Origin of the sequence: Amycolatopsis ruanii, assembly GCF_003385175.1 — a bacterium.
GTDB lineage: Bacteria > Actinomycetota > Actinomycetes > Mycobacteriales > Pseudonocardiaceae > Amycolatopsis_E > Amycolatopsis_E thermalba.
Genome location: NZ_PQHY01000005.1, coordinates 26,400 through 48,278 on the forward strand (window position 1 = coordinate 26,400; position 21,879 = coordinate 48,278).

At 70.6% G+C, this 21,879-nt stretch carries 19 protein-coding genes and 1 tRNA gene; 13 read left to right on the forward strand and 7 right to left on the reverse strand.

Annotation, left to right across the window (positions count from 1 at the left end; translation table 11 throughout):
• Positions 1-27 precede the first annotated feature (27 nt).
• From D0D28_RS03925 to D0D28_RS03945, 5 genes are read right to left on the reverse strand one after another with little or no spacing between them, the layout of a single operon-like run.
• On the reverse strand, positions 28-1,125 hold the full coding sequence (locus D0D28_RS03925; protein WP_116109764.1) for a branched-chain amino acid ABC transporter permease: 1,098 nt from the start codon (positions 1,123-1,125) through the stop codon (positions 28-30).
• Entirely contained in the window at positions 1,125-2,021 is an 897-nt protein-coding gene (locus tag D0D28_RS03930) for a branched-chain amino acid ABC transporter permease (protein ID WP_116109765.1), read from the reverse strand. The genes D0D28_RS03925 and D0D28_RS03930 overlap by 1 nt, the downstream gene beginning before the upstream one ends.
• Positions 2,018-3,829, reverse strand: a complete 1,812-nt coding sequence (locus D0D28_RS03935; protein ID WP_116109766.1) for an AMP-dependent synthetase/ligase — start codon at positions 3,827-3,829, stop codon at positions 2,018-2,020. The genes D0D28_RS03930 and D0D28_RS03935 overlap by 4 nt, the downstream gene beginning before the upstream one ends.
• Positions 3,826-4,650, reverse strand: coding sequence for an ABC transporter ATP-binding protein (locus D0D28_RS03940; protein ID WP_116109767.1), 825 nt, complete (start codon positions 4,648-4,650; stop codon positions 3,826-3,828). Before D0D28_RS03940 ends, D0D28_RS03935 begins: the two co-directional genes overlap by 4 nt.
• The gene (locus D0D28_RS03945) at positions 4,638-5,429 is read right to left on the reverse strand and encodes an ABC transporter ATP-binding protein (protein ID WP_094003467.1); all 792 of its coding nucleotides are present in this window, start codon (positions 5,427-5,429) and stop codon (positions 4,638-4,640) included. Before D0D28_RS03945 ends, D0D28_RS03940 begins: the two co-directional genes overlap by 13 nt.
• A 154-nt stretch (positions 5,430-5,583) precedes the next feature.
• Between D0D28_RS03945 and D0D28_RS03950 the strand changes: the two genes are divergently transcribed.
• Entirely contained in the window at positions 5,584-7,011 is a 1,428-nt protein-coding gene (locus tag D0D28_RS03950; protein WP_116109768.1) for a M20/M25/M40 family metallo-hydrolase, read from the forward strand.
• Here D0D28_RS03950 and lepB read toward each other — a convergent pair.
• A complete protein-coding gene (gene lepB / locus D0D28_RS03955) occupies positions 6,965-7,660 on the reverse strand; it encodes a signal peptidase I (RefSeq protein WP_116109769.1) in 696 nt (231 codons plus the stop codon). The genes D0D28_RS03950 and lepB overlap by 47 nt on opposite strands.
• 195 nt (positions 7,661-7,855) lie before the next feature.
• Here lepB and D0D28_RS03960 point away from each other — a divergent pair, with 195 nt between their 5' ends.
• The 4 genes from D0D28_RS03960 to D0D28_RS03975 all read left to right on the forward strand — a co-directional run bounded on the left by D0D28_RS03960 (position 7,856) and on the right by D0D28_RS03975 (position 12,908).
• The gene (locus D0D28_RS03960) at positions 7,856-8,677 is read left to right on the forward strand and encodes a basic amino acid ABC transporter substrate-binding protein (RefSeq protein WP_094003470.1); all 822 of its coding nucleotides are present in this window, start codon (positions 7,856-7,858) and stop codon (positions 8,675-8,677) included.
• 30 nt (positions 8,678-8,707) lie between these two features.
• On the forward strand, positions 8,708-9,517 hold the full coding sequence (locus tag D0D28_RS03965) for an amino acid ABC transporter permease (protein WP_116109770.1): 810 nt from the start codon (positions 8,708-8,710) through the stop codon (positions 9,515-9,517).
• A complete protein-coding gene (locus tag D0D28_RS03970) occupies positions 9,514-10,272 on the forward strand; it encodes an amino acid ABC transporter ATP-binding protein (RefSeq protein ID WP_094003472.1) in 759 nt (252 codons plus the stop codon). Before D0D28_RS03965 ends, D0D28_RS03970 begins: the two co-directional genes overlap by 4 nt.
• Before the next feature lie 308 nt (positions 10,273-10,580).
• Positions 10,581-12,908 (forward strand): oxidoreductase, encoded by a 2,328-nt coding sequence (locus D0D28_RS03975; protein WP_240323087.1) that lies wholly within the window; start codon positions 10,581-10,583, stop codon positions 12,906-12,908.
• A gap of 273 nt (positions 12,909-13,181) precedes the next feature.
• Here the strand turns inward: D0D28_RS03975 and D0D28_RS03980 are convergent.
• Positions 13,182-13,254 (reverse strand) — tRNA-Gly (locus tag D0D28_RS03980).
• Positions 13,255-13,480: 226 nt separating this feature from the next.
• On the opposite strand from D0D28_RS03980, the gene D0D28_RS03985 reads away from it, so the two are divergent.
• The 8 genes from D0D28_RS03985 (at position 13,481) to D0D28_RS04020 (ending at position 21,867) form a co-directional block, all read left to right on the forward strand.
• On the forward strand, positions 13,481-14,929 hold the full coding sequence (locus D0D28_RS03985; RefSeq protein ID WP_094003473.1) for a sigma-70 family RNA polymerase sigma factor: 1,449 nt from the start codon (positions 13,481-13,483) through the stop codon (positions 14,927-14,929).
• 84 nt (positions 14,930-15,013) lie between these two features.
• On the forward strand, positions 15,014-15,454 hold the full coding sequence (locus D0D28_RS03990; protein ID WP_094003474.1) for a DUF983 domain-containing protein: 441 nt from the start codon (positions 15,014-15,016) through the stop codon (positions 15,452-15,454).
• Positions 15,455-15,456: 2 nt separating this feature from the next.
• Positions 15,457-16,308 (forward strand): Fpg/Nei family DNA glycosylase, encoded by an 852-nt coding sequence (locus D0D28_RS03995; RefSeq protein ID WP_094003475.1) that lies wholly within the window; start codon positions 15,457-15,459, stop codon positions 16,306-16,308.
• Positions 16,309-16,386: 78 nt separating this feature from the next.
• The gene (locus tag D0D28_RS04000) at positions 16,387-17,670 is read left to right on the forward strand and encodes a sensor histidine kinase (RefSeq protein WP_094003564.1); all 1,284 of its coding nucleotides are present in this window, start codon (positions 16,387-16,389) and stop codon (positions 17,668-17,670) included.
• A complete protein-coding gene (locus D0D28_RS04005) occupies positions 17,667-18,518 on the forward strand; it encodes a S49 family peptidase (RefSeq protein ID WP_094003476.1) in 852 nt (283 codons plus the stop codon). Before D0D28_RS04000 ends, D0D28_RS04005 begins: the two co-directional genes overlap by 4 nt.
• Positions 18,519-18,726: 208 nt before the next feature.
• On the forward strand, positions 18,727-19,548 hold the full coding sequence (locus D0D28_RS04010) for a LytR/AlgR family response regulator transcription factor (RefSeq protein ID WP_094003477.1): 822 nt from the start codon (positions 18,727-18,729) through the stop codon (positions 19,546-19,548).
• Positions 19,545-20,042: a hypothetical protein gene (locus D0D28_RS04015; protein WP_094003478.1), complete on the forward strand. Its 498-nt coding sequence runs from the start codon at positions 19,545-19,547 to the stop codon at positions 20,040-20,042. The genes D0D28_RS04010 and D0D28_RS04015 overlap by 4 nt, the downstream gene beginning before the upstream one ends.
• A 43-nt stretch (positions 20,043-20,085) precedes the next feature.
• Positions 20,086-21,867 carry a cation acetate symporter gene (locus D0D28_RS04020; protein WP_094003479.1) on the forward strand — a complete coding sequence of 594 codons (1,782 nt, stop codon included), beginning with the start codon at positions 20,086-20,088 and terminating at the stop codon, positions 21,865-21,867.
• Positions 21,868-21,879: the final 12 nt, after the last annotated feature.

A 21,879-nucleotide genomic window follows, 5' to 3' on the forward strand; every position in this document is an offset into this window, starting at 1 on the left:
GCCACGCAAGTCACTTCGACAACCTCCCTAGTAGGAAAACGGCCAGGCCTTGAAATAGGTCTTGATCCGCAGCCAGATGCCCGCGAGCCCGCGTGGTTCGAGCACCAGGAACAGCACGATCAGCAACCCGAAGATGGCCTGGTTGAGGGCGAACACACTGATGAACCCGGAATCGCCCACGCTCGTCTGGACGCCGGGGATGACGTCGCTGTAGCGGTCGATCAGCGCGGGCAGCGCGCCGACGAACAGCGCCCCGAGCACCGATCCGAAGACCGTGCCCAGGCCACCGACGATGATCACCGCGATGTACTGGATGGACAGCAGCAGGTTCCACTCGTCCGGGCTGACGAACTGCTGGTAGGACCCGAACAACGCGGCGGCCACCGACGCGATCGCGCTGGAGATCATGAACGCGCCGATCTTGTACCGGCCCGCCCGCACGCCGATCACCTCGGCGGCCTGGTCGCGGTCGCGCACCGCCTGCAGCGCGCGGCCGGGACGGGTGCGAACCAGGTTCTTCACCAGCAGCGCGACCAGCCCGACCAGCGCCCAGACCAGCCAGAACCAGCCCTGGTTGCGCGAGTAGCTCTCGCCGAAGATCGACAGGTCGGAGAAGTTCACCGGCCCGGTCGCGGCGTCGGCGGTGACCGAGGTGCCGGAGTTGCCGCCGGTGAAGTCGTCGAGGTTGCGCCACAGGTGCTCGCCGACGAACACCAGCCCGAGCGTGACGATCGCCAGGTAGTGCCCGCGCAGCCGCAGCGTGAACGGCCCGATCAGCCCACCCAGCAGGGCCCCGATCCCACCGGCCGCGAGCAGCCACAACGGGAACGGCAGGCCGAAGTCGCCGCCCACCTTGGCCGTCACGTAGGCGCCCGCGCCGATGAAGAACGCGTGCCCCAGCGAGATCTGGCCGCAGTAGCCGGTGAGCAGGTTCAGGCCGATCGCGCCGACCGCGGTGATGCCGGCGTAGATGAGGATGGACAGCCAGAAGTCGTCCTGCACCACCGTGGGCAGCACCAGGAAGGCCGCGATCATCAGCGCCAGCCCGAACTTCGACATCGGCGAGCCGAACAGGCGCAGGTCCTGGGCGTAGTCGCGGACGAGGTTGCGGTGCGGTTTGGGCATCAGATCCTCCGGACGTCCTTGGTTCCCAGCAGGCCGTACGGCCGGATCAGCAGGATCACGATCATCAGCAGGTAGGGCACGATGATCGACACGTTGTCGCCGGCCCAGGAGAACAACTGGTCCTGGTAGCCGCGGGTGAGCGCCTCGGCCAGCCCGATGACGATGCCGCCGAGCACCGCGCCGGCGGGCGAGTCGAGTCCGCCGAGGATCATCGCCGGGAACGCCGCGAGCGCGATGAACCCGATCGACGGGGACAGCCCGCCCGGCCCGGCCGCCATGGTGATGCCGGCGAGCGCGGCCAGCGCCGAGGCGATGGCCCAGGACACCGCGTACACCCGGCGGGCGCTGATCCCCTGCGCCAGCGCCGCTTCCGGGTCGAACGCGGTGGCCCGCATCGCCAGGCCGAGCGAGGTGAAGCGGAAGAACAGGAAGAACCCGACGACCACCGCCGCGGTCAGCCCGATCGTCCACAGGTCCCGCACGCCGAAGACGATCCCGCCGGCTTCGAGGGTTTGGATGTTCCACGGGTTTTCGACCTGGAGGTTGTCGAAGCCCCAGATCGCGGTGATCAGCGGTTCGAGCACGAACAGCAGGCCGATGGTGATCATGATGACCGCGAACGGCGGCTGCCCCACCATGCGCCGCAGCACGATCCGCTCGAACCCGGCGCCGACCAGCGCGGCCGAGGCGCACGCCAGCAGGATCGCCACGCCGAACGCGATCGCGAGGTTGTTGGCGAAGGTGAAGCCGAGGTAGGCGCCGAGCGCGAGCAGCCCGCCCTGCGCGAAGTTGATGACGCCGGTCGACTTGTAGATGACCACGAAGCCGAGCGCGACCAGGGCGTAGGTGGATCCGAGTGCGAGCCCGGCGAAGCAGTTCTGCAGGAATGTCGTCACCGGTACATCGCCTCGATCTCCTCGGCGAAGCGCTGCTCGATCGCGCGCCGCTTGACCTTCTGGGTGGCGGTCAGCTCACCGTCGGTGTGGTCGAGTTCCTTGCCGATCAACGCGAATCGCTTGATCTGCTCGACCTGCGAGAACTCCCGGTTGGTCTCGTCGACCACCTGCTGGATCAGCGCCCGCACCTCGGGTTTGGCCGACAGGTCCGCGTACGTGGTGTACGCGAGGTTGCGCCGGGTCGCCCAGTTGCCGACCGTCTCGGCCTCGACGCCGATCAACGCGGTCAGGTACTTGCGACGGTCGCCGATCACGATCGCCTCGCGCACGAACGGCGAGACCTTGAGCCGGTTCTCGATCTCCGACGGTGAGATGTTCTTGCCGCCCGCGGTGATGATGATGTCCTTCTTGCGGTCGGTGATCCGCAGGAAGCCGTCGTCGTCGATCTCGCCGACGTCGCCGGTGTGCAGCCAGCCGTCCGCGTCGACCGCCGCCGCGGTGGCCTCCGGATTGCGGTAATAGCCCTGGAAGACCCCGGCCGAGCGGTTGCCGATCTCGCCGTCCTCGGCGATCCGCACCTCCACGCCGTCCAGCGGTTTGCCGACCGCGCCGAGCCGCACGTCCCTTTCCGGCGTCAGCGTCGCGAGCGCGGTGTTCTCGGTCTGCCCGTAGCCCTCGCGCACCGGAACCCCGATCGCCCACAGGTATTCCAGCACTTGCGGCGCGATCGGCGCGGCGCCGGACAGCGCGGTGTGGACCCGGACCAGGCCGAGTTTCTCCCGCAGGGCGCGGAAAACGAGGATCTCGCCCAGCCACACGCGGATCCGGTCGGCCGCGGACAGCCGCCCGGCCATCCGGCGCGGCGCGATGCGGCGGCCCTGCTTCAGCCAGAACCGGTAGAGGCCGCGCTTGAGGCGCGAGGCGTCGGCCATCCGGATCTCGGTGCCGGCCAGCATCTTCTCCCACACGCGCGGCACGCCGAGGAACACGGTCGGCTGCACGTCGCGCAGGTCGTTGAGGAACGACGGCCCGCCCTCGCCGAAGTTGACCACCGACCCGGCCCACACCGAGTCGATCACCGAGGTCAGCCGTTCCGCGATGTGGCACAGCGGGAGGTAGGACAGCACCTCGTCGTCCGGGCCGCCGCCGAGCGCGGAGAGGAACGTGCGCCCGGCCGCGACCAGGTTGGCGTGCGAGATCATCGCGCCCTTGGGCGGTCCGGTGGTGCCCGAGGTGTAGACGAGGATCGCGGTCGCCGCCGGATCGAGCCGGGCCACCGCGTCCGCGTAGTCCCGGAGAGCGTTGTCCCGCGGGCGTTCCAGCTGCTCGAACGTCATCAGGTCGGGCAGCGCCTCGACCCGCACGCCCCGCGGGTCCATCACGACCAGGTGCCTCAGCTCGGGCAGCCTGCCGCGCACCGCCAGCGCCTTGTCCAGCTGCTCCTCGTCCTCGGCGATCAGCACCTTCGCGCCGGAGTGCGACAACAGGTACTCGACCTCGGCCTCCGGGGAGGTCGGGTAGACGCCCATGCTGATCGCGCCGATGCCCTGCCCGGCCAGGTCGGCGACCACCCACTCCGGCCGGTTCTCGGCGTGGATCGCGACCCGGTCGCCCGGTTCGACGCCCAGCTCCCGCAGGCCGGCGGCGACGTTGGCGACCCGCTCGGCGTACTCGGCCCAGGTCCACTCGCGCCAGCGGCCGCGGTGCTTCTCCCGCATCGCGGTCTTGTCGCCCATCGCGCGGGCGTGTTCCAGCAGGCGCGCGGGCAGGGTCCGCACGTCCGGGGGAGCGGTCAGTGTCGTGCTCATCGCGCACCGCCCAGGTAGGCCTCGATGACGGCGGGGTGGTTCTGGATCTCCGACGGTTTGCCGGTGGCGATCGCGACGCCGAAGTCCAGCGCGAGCACCCGGTCGGCGAGGTCCATGACCAGGCGCATGTCGTGCTCGACGAGGATCATCGCCAGGCCCAGCTCGCGGCGGACCTCGACCAGGTAGCGCGCGGTGTCCTCGGTCTCCTCCAGGTTCATGCCGGCGACCGGCTCGTCGAGCAGCAGCAGCGACGGCTCCATCGCCAGCGCCCGCCCCAGTTCGGCGCGTTTCGCCACGCCGTAGGGGAGCAGCCCGGCCGGCATCCGGCGGTACGGCTCGAGTTCGAGCAGCTCCACGATCTCCTCGACGGCCGCGCGGTGCCGGACCTCCTCGCGCTTGGCCCGGCCCCACCAGAGCATCCCGGTGCCGAAGCCGGTGCGCATGAGGTGGTGGCGGCCGAGCATCAGGTTCTCGATGAGCGTGAGGTGCTCGAACAGGCCGAGGTTCTGGAAGGTGCGGGCCACGCCCATCGCGGCGATCGCGGCGGGGTGGCGGCCCACCAGCTTCTCGCCGTCGAGCGTGATCGAGCCCTCCTGCGGGCGGTAGACCCCGTTGAGGCAGTTGAAGATCGACGTCTTGCCGGCGCCGTTCGGGCCGATCACGGCGAACAACTCGCCGCGGCCGACCTCGAAGCTGACGCCGTCCAGCGCCGTGACCCCGCCGAACCGCAGCGTCAGGTCGCGGACCTCGAGGATCGGGCGATCGGTATCGGCTTCGTCCTCCCGGGCGGGTGCGGGGTCGCTGGTGGTCACGCGCTCCATCGCTTCTTCCTCCGGTAGCTCTTGACTTCGGCGAAGCTGCGCCGCTCCTCGTGCTGGGCGGCGCCGAGGTAGAACTCGCGGATGTCCTCGTCGGCGAGGAGGTCGGCGGCGGGGCCGTCCTTCACGACCTTCCCGGTCTCCATCACGTAGCCGAACCCGGCGATCGACAGCGCCATCACGGCGTTCTGCTCGACCAGCAGGACGCTGGTGCCCTGGCCGTTGATCTCGACGATGATGTCCCGCACCTGCTCGACCAGCTTGGGCGCGAGACCGAGCGACGGCTCGTCGAGCAGCAGGAGCTTCGGCGAGGCCATCAACGCGCGGCCGATCGCGAGCATCTGCTGCTCGCCGCCGGAGAGGTAACCGGCGATCGAGCGGCGGCGGTCGGCGAGCACGGGGAACAGGTCCATCACCCGGGCGTAGGACTCGCGGACCTCGGTGCGGGAGCGGCGGGTGTAGGCGCCGGTGCGCAGGTTCTCGTCGACGGTGATCTCGGCGAAGATCCGCCTGCCCTCCATCACCTGCGCGATGCCCTTGCGCACCACGTCGGCCGGGTCGGCGCCGGTGATGTCCTCGTCGCGGAAGCGGACCGTGCCCTTGGTGATCTTGCCGCGGTGCGGCACGAGCAGGCCGGTGATCGCCCGCAGCAGGGTCGTCTTGCCCGCGCCGTTCGCGCCCAGCAACGTGACGATCGCGCCGTCGGGGACCTCCAGGCTGAGCCCCCGCAGGACGAGCACCACGTCGTCGTACACCACTTCGAGGTTGTTCACCGACAACACGGGTGGTGACAAGGCGTGCCCTCCGTTCCTCGTCGAACCGGGCAAAACGTACGCAATGTGGGTGATTGAGATCACATTGAATACGGAAGGTGGCTGGCGGTCACCAGTGGCGGCCAATGCGGAGCCGAACTGTGACCTGAAGGCGGCTGGCAGAATGGCCCGGGTGGAGCAAACGACCGTGCGTGAAACCGTCCGGCGCCTCTGGTCCGACGAGGTGCTGCCGAGCCTGAGCGGCCTGGTGGAGATCCCCGCCCTGTCGCAGGCGTTCGACCCCGACTGGGCCGCCAACGGGCACCTCGCCGCCGCGGTGCGGCACGTGCAGAACTGGATCACCGGGCGCGGGCTGCCCGGCGCGACGATCGACGTGGTGCAGGTGGACGGCCGCAGCCCGGTGCTGCTGGTCGACGTCCCGGCGACGCCCGGCGCGGAGGACCGCGGCACGGTTCTGCTCTACGGCCACCTCGACAAGCAGCCCCCGGTCGGCGGCTGGGCCGAGGGGCTGGGCCCGTGGACTCCGGTGGTGCGCGACGGCAGGCTGTACGGCCGCGGCTCGGCGGACGACGGGTACGCCGGCTACGCGGCGACGGCCGCGCTGGAGGCCGTACACGCGGCCGGCGGCGCGCACGCGCGTTCGGTGATCCTGCTGGAGACCGGCGAGGAGTCGGGCAGCCCCGACCTGCCGGTGTACCTGGAGCACCTGTCGGAGCGGCTGGGGCGCGTGACGTTCGTGGTGTGCCTGGACTCCGGCGGCAACGACTACGAGCGGCTGTGGCTGACCACGAGCCTGCGCGGGCTGGCGCAGGTGCACGTGACGGTGCGGGTGCTGGAGGCGGCGGCGCACTCCGGGCTGGCGAGCGGGGTGGTGCCCAGCTCGTTCCGGGTGCTGCGGCAGCTGCTGGACCGCATCGAGGACTCGGCGACGGGCGAGATCAAGCTGGCCGAGCTGAACGTGGCGATTCCGGAGAACCGCCGCGCGGAGGCGGCCGCGACGGTCGCGGTGGCGCCGGGCGCGATCAGCGGTTCGTTCCCGCTGCTGCCCGGGATGCGCCCGGTGTCCGACGACGAGCTGGAGCTGCTGCTGAACCAGTCGTGGCGGCCCACGCTGTCGGTGATCGGCGCCGCGGGCCTGCCCGAACCGGCGAACGCGGGCAACGTCCTGCGCGACCACACGACGCTGGCGCTGAGCTTCCGCCTCCCGCCGACGGCCGATTCCGCGGCGGCGCTGAACGCGATCGAGAAGGCGCTGACCACGGACGTGCCCTACGACGCGGTGGTGGAGCTGTCCGGAGTGGAGGCCGCGGACGGCTGGAACGCGCCGGACGCGTCGCCGTGGCTCGCTTCCGCTCTGGAGCAGGTGAGCGACGAGGTCTTCGGCGCCCCGTGGCGCAGCGTCGGGCTCGGCGGGTCGATCCCGTTCATGGGCCTGCTGGGCGAGAAGTACCCGGAGGCGCAGTTCCTGGTCACCGGAGCGCTGGGCCCCGACTCGAACGCCCACGTCCCGAACGAGTGGCTGCACCTGGCCCAGGCGCAGCGGCTCACGGAGGCGGTGGCGCACATGCTGGACGCCCACGCCCGCGGCTGACCACGACCACCAGCCACACCAGCCCGCCGAGGAAGACCGTGACCCCGGCGCCGATCACCAGCAGCGACGCCCGCTGGTCCGGCGCCGGGAGCCGCCCACCCGACAGCCCCGCGTCGACGAAGGCGCTGGTGGGCACGAGGGTCTCCCCGTTGACGGCCACCACCCTGGCCCGGACGTCGGACACCGGGATCGCGCCGCCGTTCGGTCCGGAGAGGTGCATGCGCGAGTCGGCGGAGTTGTTCCGCCAGTCCCCCAGGACGAACACGCTGCCGGCCGGCACCTGCGCGGTGAAGCGGTAGGTGGGTCCGTCGCGCAGCAGGTACTCCTCCTCGACGGGCACCCCGTTCACCAGCAGCCGCTCCGACTCGTCACAACAGACCACCACGTCCCCGCCGAGGCCGACCACCCGCTTCACGAACAGCCGCGGGACCTCCCACGACGCGCCGTTGAACACGATGAGGTCGCCGTGGCGGACATCGCCGTCGGCGTCCACGAGGGTGAGCTGGTCGCCCTGCCGCAGCGTCGGTTCCATCGACGAAGCGGGAAGCTCGACGCTGTCGTAGCGGAGCATCGACCACAGGCCGGCCACGGCTGCCGTCACGAGGCCGAGGCTCATCACGGTGCCCGGCAGCCACCAATGGTTCTTCACGACCGGAGATCGCCCCGGCTGCCGCGATCGTTTCCCGATCCACGCGTGCTTCCAGACACGCAGGGTCACCCGTGTGTTACCAATTGGTTACCGGGTAGACCCGAAATGCGGCCGTAACCACTCGATGCTGTGCGTGACGAGCTCCAAGTGGCAGGATGCGTGCACTCGATAAGTATGACCTACTAGGAGTAAACCGTGTCGCGTCGATCGTTACGCAATGCGCTTGTTCTGTCGGCCACGCTCGCCATCGCGGCGACCGCCACGGCCTGCGCGCAGGAGGTCAACACCGGCGGCGACACCCAGGCCGGCGGGGAGATCAGCCTCAAGGAGACCGGCTTCCTGACCACCTGCACGCACCTGCCCTACGCCCCGTTCCAGTTCACCGAGGGTGACAAGACCGTCGGGTTCGACGTCGACCTCGTGAATCTGGTCGCGGAGAACCTCGGCGTGCAGCAGAAGATCTTCGACACCCCGTTCGAGGGCATCGAGTCGGGCGAGTCGCTCAACACCGGCCAGTGCGACGTGGCCGCCGCCGCGATGACGATCACCCCGGAGCGGCAGGCCGTGATGGACTTCTCGGTCGGCTACTTCGACGCCAACCAGGCGCTGCTGGTCAAGAAGGGCTCCGGCATCGACAGCCTGGAGAAGCTGCGCGGCAAGAAGCTCGGCGTCCAGCTGGGCACCACCGGTGAGGACTACGCCGAGGCGAACAAGGCCCAGTACGGCTACGAGATCGTCCAGTTCGAGGACCTCGCCCTGGAGCAGACCGCCGTCAAGACCGGCCAGATCGACGCGGGCATCAACGACAACTCGGTGCACTACGAGTTCCTCAAGACCAACCCGGACGTCGAGGTGACCGCCGAGTTCAAGACCGGCGACCAGTACGGCGTCGCGGTGCGCAAGGGCAACGGCGCGCTGCTGGCGAAGGTCAACGAGGTCATCACCGCCGCCAAGGCGGACGGTCGCTACGACGCCATCTACCAGAAGTGGTTCAACAGGCTGCCGGAAAGCAAGTAACCGGACGCCACTTCTGCGAGGAGTTCCACCGTGGCGATGTCTCGCCGTAAACGCGCCCAGCTCTTCCGGGGCGCGCAGTACGCGCTGCTGGTGATCGTCATCCTCATCGCGGCCTTCGTGGCCGACTGGGGCGAGATCCAGCGCGCGTTCTTCAACGTCGACGCGGCCCGCGCGCAGTTCCCCGGCGTCATCACGACGGCGCTGGTCAACACCGTCGTCTACACGGCGCTGGGGTTCGCGTTCGGGCTGGCCGTCGGTCTCGTGCTGGCGCTGATGAAGCTGTCGCCGGTCGGGCCGTACCGCTGGATCGCGACCGTCTACATCGAGTTCTTCCGCGGTGTGCCGGCGCTGCTGGTGTTCATCACCCTCGGCTTCGGCGCACCGCTCGCGTTCGGGCTGAAGTTCGACATCTACTCCACCGTCATGCTGTCGCTGGGCCTGGTCGGCTCCGCCTACATCGCGGAGACGATCCGGGCGGGCATCCAGGCGGTGCCCGCCGGTCAGCGGGAGGCGGCGCGGTCGCTGGGCATGTCCCAGGCGCGGGCGATGATCTCGATCGTCATCCCGCAGGCGTTCCGCATCATCCTGCCGCCGCTGACCAACGAGCTGATCCTGCTCACCAAGGACTCGTCGCTGATCTACCTGCTCGGCCTGGCCCGCGACGAGTACGAGCTGACGAAGTTCGGCCGCGAGGGCCTGAACGCGACCGGGTCGCTGACGCCGATCCTGCTCGCCGGGCTGTGCTACCTGATCATCACCATCCCGCTGGGCTACCTGTCCCGGTACCTGGAGCGGCGCACCGGGCGCAAGAGCGAACGCGGACTGGAGGTCGAGGCGTGACCGGCGACGTGATCGTCCAGGTGAGCGGGCTGCACAAGGCGTTCGGCAGGCTGTCGGTGCTCAAGGGCATCGACCTGGAGGTGCGGCGCGGGCAGGTCGTCTGCATCATCGGGCCGTCCGGGTCGGGCAAGTCGACGCTGCTGCGCTGCGTGAACCTGCTGGAGGAGCCCAACGAGGGCACGGTCGTGGTGAACGGGTTCGAGATCACCGACCCGGACATCGACATCGACCGCGCGCGGCGGGGCATCGGCATGGTGTTCCAGTCGTTCAACCTGTTCAGCCACCTGCCGGTGCTGGACAACCTGACCATCGCGCAGCGCAAGGTCCTCAAGCGGGACAAGGCCGAGGCCGAGAAGATCGCGCTGGAGAACCTGCGCAAGGTCGGGCTGACCGGCAAGGAGCGCTCGCTGCCCGCGCAGCTGTCCGGTGGCCAGCAGCAGCGCGTGGCGATCGCGCGGGCGCTGTCGATGGACCCGGACGTGATGCTGTTCGACGAGCCCACGTCCGCCCTGGACCCGGAACTGGTCGGCGACGTGCTCGCCGTGATGCGCCAGCTGGCCCGCGACGGCATGACGATGCTCGTGGTCACCCACGAGATGCAGTTCGCGCGCGAGGTGGCGGACACGGTGCTGTTCATGGACGGCGGCGTGGTCGTCGAGCAGGGCCCACCGGCCCAGGTGATCGGCGACCCGCAGCACGAGCGGACGCAGACGTTCCTGTCGCGCGTGCTGAACCCCACCCACATCGACGAGTAGTAGCGCGGGACCCCCCCTCGTCCGCGACGATCGCCCAAGCCAGCGGCGATCGTCGCGGGAGGAGGCACGGATGCTCGCCCTTCCTGCCGGTCGTTTCCGCGCCAGGCCCCGCCGCACCGCCTTGGCAGACCCTGAGCCGCCCGGATCGAGCGGGCAAGCGGACCCAGCGGCGACCGCGGTCGGCGCCGGAGTTGCCGCTGCGTCCATCCAGGTGGCGATAGGCTTCTAGCGCACCGGCCCGGGAACCCGCGGCGTCGCCTGTTCGTCGGAGCTCTGTGGGCAGGCGGGTGAAGGAGGGGGAGTCACGGATGCCGGTAGGCCAGCCGGGGCAGGTGGAGCGGGAGCTGCCGCCCCTGGATCCCTTCCGCGGGGTGCCGGACCGGCGCTACCACCTCGCCGCGGACGAGCTGCTCAAACCGTTGCTGGAGCCCGGCAGCGGCGGGCTGCTGCGCTGGCGCAAGCAGACCAGCAACGCCCCGATCGTCGCCGTGGAAAACGCTTACATCACCGGCCGGCTGGATCTGCGCGGGGCGGACCTGGACTGCCTGTTCCGCTTCGAGAACTGCCGGTTCGAGTATCCGCCGGACGTGCGCGAGGCCAAGATCCTCGGGCTGGTCTTCCGGCGCTGCTGGCTGCCCGGCCTCAAGGCCCGAAACCTGCGCAGCCGCAACGACGTCCGCCTCATCCGCTGCGTCGTGCAGGTCCTGCCGGGCAGCGACGACGGCGAAACCGCCGTGCAGCGCGGTGACACCCGCGAGCGCGGCGTGCCGGACGCCGCCATCAACCTGACCGACGCCGTCGTCGAAGGGTCGGTCGTCCTGACCCGCACCGCGGTGGACTACCCGCAGGGCCGCGCGATCCAGGCCGACCGGCTGATCATCGCGGGCGCGCTGCTGGCCTACCGGATGCAGGCCGAGGGCGAGGTCCGCCTCCCCGGCATGCGCACCGGCGGCAACGTGAACTTCTCCGGCGCCAAGCTGCGCAACCCGGACGGCTTCGCGCTCGACGGGAACGGCGCGCACATCGGTGGCAGCCTGCTGTGCGAGGTGGACAATTACGGCGCCGCCAGCACGCGCCAGCCGTTCTCCGCGCACGGGGTGCTGCACCTGCCCAGCATGCGCGTCAACGGCGACATCGTGCTGCGCGCCGCGGAGCTGGTCAGTGAGCAGCAGGGCCGGATCGTGGTGGAGGCGTGGAAGTCCAGCGACCCCTACGTCGATCCGTGGCCGGCGCTGGTCGGCGACCGGTGGCAGGTGGACGGCAACGTCGAGCTGTCCGACGGGTTGTCCGCGGTCGGCACGCTGCGCATGATCAACGCGAAGATCGGCGGCACGCTGCGCCTGGCCCGCGCCCGCATCACCGTGCCGCGCGGTTCGGTCGAGCCGTACTACGACCGCGCGCTGCACCTGGACGGCTCGCAGATCAGCAGTGACCTCGAGGCGACCGGCCTGGAGATCCCGTCCGGCCAGCTGCGGATGGCCGACGTGACGGTCCGCGGCAACCTGCTCGCCGGGCGGGTGCACCTGCGGCACGCGGACCGCGACGTGCTGTCCGCCCGCCGCATGACGGTGGCCGGCAACTTCCACCTGCACGAGGCGACCATCGAGGGCACGCTGCGGCTGCAGGGCATCGAGGTCGGCGGCAGCGTCTACCTCTACGGCACCGACGTCACCGAACCGGCGGTGCGCAACCGGACCAGCTTCTCGGTGGACCTGCGCACGGTGCGGGTCGGCCGCGACATCACCCTCACCAACGCCGGGGAGCAGCCGTTCCACGCCGAGGGTGGCGTGAACATGGACGGCGCCACCGCGGGCCGCCGCATCGACTTCACCGGCGCGGTGCTGGGTTCGTACAACAAGCACGCGATCGCGCTGGACGCCAGTGACGTGGGCGCGGACGAGTTCCTGCTCAACTTCGCCGCGCCGGCGACCGGCAGCATCGTGCTGCGGCACGCGCACTGCCAGACGCTGGAGGACAACGAGAACTTCTGGCGGGCCGAGGGCGGCATCGAGCTCGAGGACTTCCGGTACGACGTGCTCAAGCGCCCGATCGACATGAAGGACGACGCCGCGGTGCGGGACCGCATCGAGCGGCTGCGCACCGCGATGGCCGGCTACCGGCCGGGACCGTACGACCAGCTCGCCGCGATGCTGCGCAACAGCGGCAACGAGGAGCACGCGTCGACGGTGCTGTTCAAGAAGCAGCAGTACCGGTACGAGGCGCTGGCCCAGGGCTATCGGGTGCTCGGGCCGGGGGTGCGGTTGTGGAGCTGGTTGCAGCGGTGGATGGTCGGTTACGGCTACCGGCCGGTGCGGGCGCTGGCGTGGCTGATCGCGTTGCTGGCGGCGGGCAGCATCTACTTCGGCACGGGCACGGACTCGTGTGTGAACGATCCGGTGCGGTACATGGTGAGCGGTCCGCGCTGCGCCGTCGACCAGCAGGAGACCGGCCTGGAGTGGAACCCGGTGCTCTACACGCTGGATCTGCTGGTGCCGATCGTCGATTTCGGCAACAAGGGCCGCTGGTACATGCACGACCTGGACAAGTGGGTCTCGAACGGTTTCACGGCGATGGGCTGGATCCTGGCGACCACGGTCGCCGCCGGAGCCGGCCGAATGATCCGCCGAGAAACCTGACAACCACACCATCAGGTGAATTTTGGGAACAAACGCAGCGCGCGGCAGGTGGCTGAGCAGGCAGGCGGCTCGCGCGGGGGGCCCAGGGGGGCGAAGCCCTCCCTGGCGGGGGTTTGGGGGTCCGACCCCCAATGCAATGGCGAGCAGCCCCGGCGAGCCGCGAAGCGCGAGCAGGGGTCTGCCAGCTGGCGGGGGTTTGGGGGTCCGACCCCCAATGCAATGGCGAGCAGCCCCGGCGAGCCGCGAAGCGCGAGCAGGGGTCTGCCAGCTGCGAGCGGACGACGGGATTCGAACCCGCGACCCTCACCTTGGCAAGGTGATGCGCTACCAGCTGCGCTACGTCCGCGTGCCCCGGTTCACCGGGACGTCGCACAGTCTATACGGGTGCGGTTCGCCGGGTTGACGGGGTGGCCATCTTGGGGTGATCTTGGGCCCGGGAGGTGTGTGTCGCCCTGTCGGAGGGAACCTGGTCACTCCGGGAGTACAAGGGGTGACGGCGAGCGTTTCGCTCCGTATGGTGTCTCCATTCAACCGAACGGGTTAGTCCCGCGGGGGAGGAGGTGGCTGGCCGCATGACGGACGACGCGGCGGTGCCGGAACAGCGCACGGCATCGGAGGACGAGCAGGCTCTGTTGAGCAGGCTCCGCTCCGGTGAGGATGCCGCGTTCCGCGAGCTGTTCGAGCTGCACGCTTCCGCCGTCCGCAGGCTGGCCCGGAGCCTGGCCGCCGATTCGTCCGAGGCGGAGGACATCACGGCCGAGACGTTCTTCCGCGTGTTGCAGGCGTTGCGCCGCGGGAACGGCCCGAGGGAGCACATCCGCGCGTACCTGCTGACGGTGGCGCGCCGGGTGTCGTGGGAGTGGCACGGCGCGCGCCGCGATGTGCCGGTCACCGATGACGAGCTGACCCACCGCGCGGGGGCGGGTGCCGACGCGCACGCGCGCACCGCGGAGCACAGCCTGATCACCACGGCGTTCACGAGTCTGCCGGAGCGGTGGCGGACGGTGTTGTGGCAGACCGAGGTGGAGGGTGAGCAGCCGGCGGTGGTGGCGCCGCACTTCGGGTTGAGCGCGAACGCGACGGCGGCGCTGGCGCGGCGGGCCCGGCAGGGTCTGCGTGCGGCCTACCTGCAGGCGCACCTGGCGATGAACCGGATTTCCGACGTCAGCTGCCGCGGGGTGATCGAGAAGCTCGGCGGCTACACCGCGGGCAGTGTGACGGGTGCGGAGGCGCGGCGGATCCGCGGTCACCTGCTGGGGTGCGCGTCGTGCCGGGCGATGCACGCCGAGTTGCGGGACGTGTGTTCGTCGCTGCGGGCGCACGCCGGTGCGGTGGCGATGCTGGTGCCGGCCACGGCGGCCGTCGCGGGCGCCGCGGCGGGTGGTGGCGCGACGTCCGGGGTGCTGACCACGGTGAAGACGATGCTGGTGTCGAAGCTGAAGATCGGCGTCGCGCTGGCTTCGACGACGGCCGCGGGTGTGGTGGGGTTCGCGGTCGGGCCGGCGATGGTCGACGAGTCGCAGCCGATCGGCCTGCCCGAGCAGGGCGGGGTCGAGTTGCGGATCGCCGAGCCGGAGTCGCGGCTGAGCCCGCCGCCGCAGGTGCTGATCGCGCCGGACGAGGTCACGCTGCCCTATCCGGGCGCACCGGTGACGCACACGGTCGTGGACCAGCCGCGGTCCGAGACGCCGGTCGAGCAGACGAGGGCCGTCGAGCCGCCGGCGCGGCAACAGCCGGGCACGGCGGACGGGACGGGCGCGGTCGGCGGCCGGTCGGATGCGGTCGAGCCGACCGGGTCGTCGTCGACCGGCAGCGCGCGGGACGACCTGCCGACCACGGACGGGACCCCGCTGTCGAGCGACGATTCGCCGACCCGGGACAAGCCGGGCAAGGGCTGGGGCCGGGACAAGGACAAGCCGACGCAGGCGGAGTCGCACGGGCCGCCGTCGTGGTCGTCCCCGTGGTGGCTGTGGGGGTCCGACCGGGATCGGGAGCCCTCCGGCCAGGGGTCATCCAAGTAGTCGATCTCCGTCCGCGTCTCGCGCGGCGGCCCGCGACCACGCTACGGTTGGGCGGGCGTACGACCGTAGCGGGAGGCAGCGAACATGAACCGCGTGGTGCGGGGAGGCGACGGCCGCGAGTGGGTCGTCCGGGCGCAGATGGAATGGCGCCGCCCGGCAACCGCCGAGGACTTCGAGCGCGACATCTCCGGCAGCTACACCTCGGGCATCGCGATGCTCGCCGTGTGCGTTCTGCTGGCCGTCATCCTCGTCGCCTGGCTGCCCGACTCCGTGGTGGTGCCGCCGTGGGTGATCTACGGCCTGCTGCTGATCGCGGTGTTCTTCCCGCTGCGGTGGGTGCTGAACCGGCCGTGGACGGTCGTCGCGGAGACCGACGGCGGCGTCACCGGCGACCCGCCGCCGGAGCGCTGGGTCGGGATCATCTCCGGCATGTTCCGCGTGCGCAGTGAGCTGACCAGGCTCGCGAAGACCATCCAGCGGGAGGCGGGCCCGGACTTCGAGGGCCCGCTGCGGCCGATGGAGTAGCGATGCCGGAGTTGCCCGAGGTCGAAGCGCTGGCCTACCACCTGCGGGAGCACGCGGTGGGGCGGCTGGTCAGCCGCGTCGACGTGGCGTCGCTGGCCGTGCTGAAGACGTTCGACCCGCCCTACACCGACCTGCACGGGCGCGAGGTGACCGGGGCCGGCCGCTTCGGCAAGCACCTCGACCTGGACTGCGACGGCCTGCACCTGGTGGTGCACCTGGCCCGCGCGGGCTGGCTGCGCTGGGCGGACAACCTCTCGCCGACGCCGCCGAAACCGGGCAAGGGCCCGATCGCGCTGCGGGTCCACTTCGGAGACCGCGGCTTCGACCTCACCGAAGCCGGCACGAAGAAGGGTCTGGCCGTGTGGGTGGTCCGGGACCTGCGGGAGGTGCCCAGCATCGCGCGGCTGGGCCCGGACGCGTTGTCGCTGCACCGGGACTCGCTGGCCGAGCTGCTGGCGGGCCGGACCGAGCGGCTCAAGTGGGTGCTGACGGACCAGTCGGTGATCGCCGGGATCGGCAACGCCTACTCGGACGAGATCCTGCACGCCGCGCGGCTGTCCCCGTTCGCGACCGCGGGCAAGCTGTCCGACGACGCGCTGGACCGGCTGGCCGCGGCGGTGCACGAGATCCTGACCAGCGCCGTGGAGCGCTCGGTGGGCCAGGACGCGGCCCGCCTCAAGGGCGAGAAGCGGTCCGGCCTGCGGGTGCACGCCCGGACCGGCCTGCCGTGCCCGGTGTGCGGGGACACGGTGCGTGAGGTGTCGTTCGCCGACAAGTCTTTCCAGTACTGCCCCACCTGCCAGACGGGTGGCAAGCCGCTGGCGGATCGTCGCCTGTCGCGCCTGCTCAAGTAGCGTGTCACCCCGCAGGGTGGCGAAGTCTGCACAGAAAGTGCGCTGAAGAGCTTGCACCGGGCGTCACGAGCGCAGAGCATTGACGCCGTGCCCGGTCTGCCGATCTCGCAAATCATCCCGTGGAGCGTGGCGGGTGTGCTGCTGATCGTCCTGATCGTGGTGCTGGCTCGGACGCGCAAGCCGAGCAGCTCGATCGAGGACGCGGTGCTCGAGGCCGTCTACCACATGTCCCGCGCGACCCCGGACCTGCGCGAGGGCTTCGACCAGGCCAGCGCCGACCGCATCACCTCGCAGCTGCTCGAACTGCTCAAGTGCGTCGCCGTCGGCATCACCGACAACGAGGGCACGCTGGTGTCCTGGGACGGCGAGGCCAACGACCACTACCTCGACCTGGCGAACGCGGTCATGTTGTCGATCCGCAAGGCCCGCCGCGAGGTCGTCTCGCACGACGACGTCCCGTGCGACCACCGCGGCACCTGCAAGATGAAGACCGCGGTGATCGTGCCGCTGCTGGTCGAGGACGAGGTCGAGGCCGCGCTCATCGTGGTCGGCCGCAGCTCCGGCAAGCGCCTGATCCAGATGGCCGACGCGGTCGCGCAGTTCGTCACCACCCAGTTCGAGCTGGCCCGCTTCGAGGAGTCCAAGCACCAGCTGCAACAGGCCGAGATCAAGGCGTTGCGCGCGCAGATCTCGCCGCACTTCATCTACAACGCGCTCAACACCATCTCCGCGCTGATCCGCACCGACCCGGAGGAGGCGCGCGAGCTGCTGCAGGAGTTCGCCGACTTCACGCGCTACTCGTTCCGCACCTCCGGCATGTTCACCACGCTGGCCGACGAGCTGCGCAACATCGACCGCTACCTGACCATCGAGCGCGCCCGGTTCGGCGGCCGCTTGGAGGTGCGCCTGAAGATCGCGCCCGAGGTGCTGTCGGTCGTGGTGCCGTTCCTGATCATCCAGCCGCTCGTGGAGAACGCCGTGCAGCACGGCCTGGCGAACAAGCCGACCGGTGGCATGGTCACCGTGACCGCGTCCGACTACGGCACCGAGGCGCTGATCAGCGTCGAGGACGACGGCATCGGCATGGACCCGGCGCGGCTGGCCGACCTGCGCAACTCGCACCGCACCGGCGCGCACGTCGGGCTGGGCAACATCAACGCCCGCATGCGTCAGCTCTTCGGCGACGAGTACGCGCTGATGGTCGAGACCGCGCCGGGTGCCGGGATGAAGGTGACGCTGCGGGTGCCGAAGTTCGCGCCCGGCGTGCGCACCGACCTGCCGGACTACGCGGACGCCCCGCCCGAGCCGGCGCGCAACGGCCGTCTGCACAAGTCCGAAGGAGTCCGTAACCTGGCGCCATGACCAGCGTGACGGACAGGCTGAGCAGCAAGATCTCGCGCATCGGCGACCGGGGCGACCGCAAGGACGTGGTGGCCGTCGTCAAGCTGCACGGGGTGATCACCCCGACGCCCTCGCCGCTGGCGCGCGGCACCATCAACCTCGCGGCCGTCGAGTCGGCGCTGACCCGCGCGTTCGACCACGACCGGCTCAAGGCGGTCGCGCTGCAGATCAACTCCCCGGGCGGCGCGCCGACCCAGTCCGGCCTGGTCGCCGAGCGGATCCGGCAGCTCGCGGCCAAGAAGCCGGGCGTGCCGGTGATCGCGTTCTGCGAGGACGTCGCGGCCTCCGGCGGCTACTGGCTGGCCTGCGCGGCGGACGAGATCTACGCGCACCGCACGTCGATGGTCGGCTCGATCGGCGTGATCAGCGGCGGGTTCGGGTTCACCGGCCTGCTGGAGCGCTTCGGCATCGAGCGGCGGGTGCACACCGCGGGCGAGAACAAGAAGCGGCTCGACCCGTTCGCCCCGGAGAAGCCCGAGGACGTCGAGTGGCTGAAGAAGATGCACTCCCAGCTGCACGAGATGTTCGTGGACTGGGTGAAGGAACGCCGCGGCGACCGGCTCGCCGACACCGAGGAGCTGTTCACCGGTGACGTCTGGCTCGGCGCGAAGGCCGTCGAGCTGGGCCTGGTCGACGGGATCGGCAACCTGCGGGAGGTCGTCGAGCAGCGCTGGCCGGACGCCGAGATCACGATCGCCGAGCCGAAGAAGCCGCTGCTGGCCCGGCTGGGGATCGGCGCACCTGCGGCCGCCCAGGCGCTCCTGGACGCGGTCGCACAGCGCGTAGCGTGGTCACGCTACGGGATTTGAGGCCTTGCAGTTGGCCACGCACGCAACTGGCACCGCCGCGGGTTCTCAGGCGGCTCCTCGCGAGGACAGCGCCGACGTGGTGAACTGGCGTTCATGAGGAGGCGATCCCACAGCGAGGGGCCGTCTGAGGTTCCGCTACCCGCACCGCCAAGCAGGCCGGGTCGAACATTCATTCGCGGTATGGACATCGCATCGTGCAGTAGGCAGGATGCGAGTCACTGTGAGTGCGCAACAAGACACCAGACTGCTCGTCCTGGCCGTGGACGACGAGCCGCACGGGTTGAACCTGCTGGTCGACACCCTGCGGAACAACCCCCACATCGGCCGCGTGTTCACCGCGGTCGACGCTTCCGAGGCGCTGCGCGTGCTGGCCTCGGACGATCCGGAGGTGCGTGAGCGCAAGGACCGCGGCCTGCCGCCGATCGACGCGGTGTTCGCCGATCTCCAGATGCCCGGCCTGTCCGGCATGGAGATGGCGCGCGTGTTCTCGGCGATGAGCCCCGCGCCGGTGCTGGTGTTCGTCACCGGGCACGCGCACGAGGCCGTCAACGCGTTCGACCTGGGCGCAGTGGACTACCTGCTCAAGCCGTGCAACCAGCACCGGCTGGACCGGGCGGTCGAGCGGGTGCTGGAGAAGCTGAAGACGGTGGCCCCGCCCGGTCCGGGTGCGGCCGCGCCCGCCGCGCCGGACGACGACGAGGTGATCCCGGTCGAGCTCGCCGGGACCACGAAGCTCGTGCCGCGCTCGTCGGTGCGCTGGGTCGAGGCGCAGGGCGACTACGCGCGCCTGTTCACCAAGGACGGCAACAGCCACCTGGTCCGCATCCCGCTGACCCAGCTGGAGGAGCGCTGGGAGAAGGCCGGGTTCGTGCGCATCCACCGGTCGTTCCTGGTCGCGCTGAACCTGATCACCGAACTGCGCATGGGGCAGGGCGGCTACCAGGTCGTGATCGGCAACGAGGAGAAGCTGCTCCCGGTCTCCCGGCGGCACACCCGTGAGCTCAAGGACCGACTCACGGGTGGTCGATGACCGAGGACTTCCACCGTCGCGTCGACGGGGTGCGGGAACCGGACCCGACGTTGGGCAAGAACTACCAGCCCGCGTCGGTGGAGCCGGTGTCAGCCGTGCCGCCGCCCGAGGCGCCACCGGAGCCGGCGAAACCACCGAAGCGGCAGCGGGTGGTGCTGGCCGATCCGCGGTCCCGGCGCACCACGCCGACGCTGCGCGCGCGCCTGGAGCTGGAGCAGCAGACCAGCTGGGGTGAGCTGCTGATCCGCGACCTGGTCAAGCACCAGCTGCGCACCGCGATCGGGTTGAGCACGCTGGTGCTGGTGCTGCTCGGCGCGCTGCCGCTGGCCTTCTACCTGTGGCCGGGGTTCGCGGCGCTGCGCGTGATCGGCGTGCCGCTGGCGTGGCTGCTGCTGGGGCTGCTGCCGTTCCCGTTGCTGCTGCTCGCGGGCCTGGCCTACAACCGGCTGGCCGAGCGGCACGAGCGGGACTTCGTGGACATGATCGAGTCGTGACCGGCCGTCGGGACCGGTCCCGCCGCAGGGGACAATCCGGATCGTGCACCTGAACCCGTGGGCGCTGAGCGGCATCGCGACCGTCGCCGCGCTGACCTTCTACCTGGGTCACCGCTCGTCCCGGTTCGCCAACACCACGCACGACTTCCTGGTCGCGCGCCGCACGGTCCGCTCGCGCCGCAACGCCGCCGCCATCTCCGGTGAGTACCTGTCGGCCGCGTCGTTCCTCGGGATCGCCGGGATCATCCTCAAGGACGGCGCCGACGGGTTGTGGTTCCCGATCGGTTTCACCGCCGGGTACCTCGCGCTGATGTTGTTCGTCGCCGCGCCGCTGCGCCGCTCGGGCGCGTACACGCTGCCGGACTTCCTGGAGGCGCGGCTCGGGTCGGTCGCGCTGCGCCGGTGCGGCACGTTCTTCGTGGTGTTCATCGGGATCCTCTACATGGTCCCGCAGCTGCAGGGCGCCGGGCTGGCGCTGACGACGGTGCTGGACGCGCCGGCCTGGGTCGGCGCGGTGACGGTGAGCGTGCTGGTCGGCGTCAACGTGATCGCGGGCGGGATGCGCGCGATCACCGTGGTGCAGGCGTTCCAGTACTGGCTCAAGCTGTTCGCGATCGCGGTGCCCGCGTTCGTGCTGTGTGCGGTGTTCCTGGCCGGTGGCAAGCCGGGGCCGGCCGGTTCGCTCGGTTCGCCGGCGCCGCCGGTGTTCGCCTCGGCGACCACTGTGGACATTCGCACCGATGTCGCCTTCGAGGTCGGCACGCTGACGCAGGTCCAGATCCGGCACCCCGGCGAACCGGCCCCGCACGACGAGATCTGGCTGCGGGGCTCGACGCAGGAGCTGCCGCGGGGCACGCAGGTGTGGTTCGCGGCAGGCACCCCGGTGCCGACGGTGAGCGACGCGAAGGTCACCAACTCCGAGTGGCTGCATCCGGGGTCGGAGGGGTTGCGGGACCTGCTGCAGACGTATTCGCTGATCTTCGCGACGTTCCTCGGCACCATGGGTCTGCCGCACGTGCTGGTCCGCTTCTACACCAACCCGGACGGGCGGGCGGCGCGCCGGACCACGGTGCACGTCCTGCTGCTGCTCGGGCTGTTCTACCTGTTCCCGACGATCCTCGGGGCGCTGTCCCGGATGTACGTGCCGGAGCTGCTGGTGACCGGCCAGACCGACGCCGCCGTGCTGCGGCTGCCGTCGGCGATGGTGCCGGGGGTGGTGGGGCAGGTGCTCGGCGCGGTCGTGCTGGCCGGGGCGTTCGCGGCGTTCCTGTCCACGTCGTCGGGGTTGCTGGTGAGCCTGGCGGGTGTGGTGTCGACGGACCTGTCGAAGGGGCGGGTGCTGGATTTCCGGATCGCCGCCGGGGTGGTCGGGCTGGTGCCGCTGGCGCTGGCGTTGTTCCTGCGGCCCAACGACCTGTCGCTGAGCGTGGGGATGTCGTTCGCGCTGGCCGCGTCGACGTTCTCGCCGCTGCTGTTGCTCGGCGTGTGGTGGCGCGGACTGACCTGGCCGGGCGCGATGGCGGGGATGATCATCGGCGGCGGGCTGGTGCTGGGCGCGCTGGGGGTGGACATGGCCAGCCGTTTCACCGGGGACTGGGCACCGTGGTTCACCGACCAGCCCGCGCTGATCACGGTGCCGGTCGCGTTCGCGGTGACGATCCTGGTCAGCCTGGCGACGCCGAACGGCAAACCGGCGGACGTCAACGCGGTGATGCTGCGACTGCACGCCCCCGACCGGCTCGGCTTCATGCGGGACCGCGCGGTGGCGCGGTTCGGCCAGGCGGAGGAACGCTCCCGCATGGGCCGCGGCCGGCACCGCAAGTAACGGCGGCCGGGG

Excerpts from the sequence above, each read along its gene's own strand:
- D0D28_RS03950 (WP_116109768.1), top strand. The coding sequence starts at position 5,584 with ATGGCCCGGGTGGAGCAAACGACCGTGCGTGAAACCGTCCGGCGCCTC.
- D0D28_RS03940 (WP_116109767.1), bottom strand. The coding sequence starts at position 4,650 with ATGGAGCGCGTGACCACCAGCGACCCCGCACCCGCCCGGGAGGACGAA.
- D0D28_RS03935 (WP_116109766.1), bottom strand. The coding sequence starts at position 3,829 with ATGAGCACGACACTGACCGCTCCCCCGGACGTGCGGACCCTGCCCGCG.
- D0D28_RS03925 (WP_116109764.1), bottom strand. The coding sequence starts at position 1,125 with ATGCCCAAACCGCACCGCAACCTCGTCCGCGACTACGCCCAGGACCTG.
- D0D28_RS03985 (WP_094003473.1), top strand. The coding sequence starts at position 13,481 with ATGACGGACGACGCGGCGGTGCCGGAACAGCGCACGGCATCGGAGGAC.
- D0D28_RS04010 (WP_094003477.1), top strand. The coding sequence starts at position 18,727 with ATGCGAGTCACTGTGAGTGCGCAACAAGACACCAGACTGCTCGTCCTG.
- D0D28_RS04005 (WP_094003476.1), top strand. The coding sequence starts at position 17,667 with ATGACCAGCGTGACGGACAGGCTGAGCAGCAAGATCTCGCGCATCGGC.
- D0D28_RS03990 (WP_094003474.1), top strand. The coding sequence starts at position 15,014 with ATGAACCGCGTGGTGCGGGGAGGCGACGGCCGCGAGTGGGTCGTCCGG.
- D0D28_RS03995 (WP_094003475.1), top strand. The coding sequence starts at position 15,457 with ATGCCGGAGTTGCCCGAGGTCGAAGCGCTGGCCTACCACCTGCGGGAG.
- D0D28_RS03975 (WP_240323087.1), top strand. The coding sequence starts at position 10,581 with ATGCCGGTAGGCCAGCCGGGGCAGGTGGAGCGGGAGCTGCCGCCCCTG.
- D0D28_RS04015 (WP_094003478.1), top strand. The coding sequence starts at position 19,545 with ATGACCGAGGACTTCCACCGTCGCGTCGACGGGGTGCGGGAACCGGAC.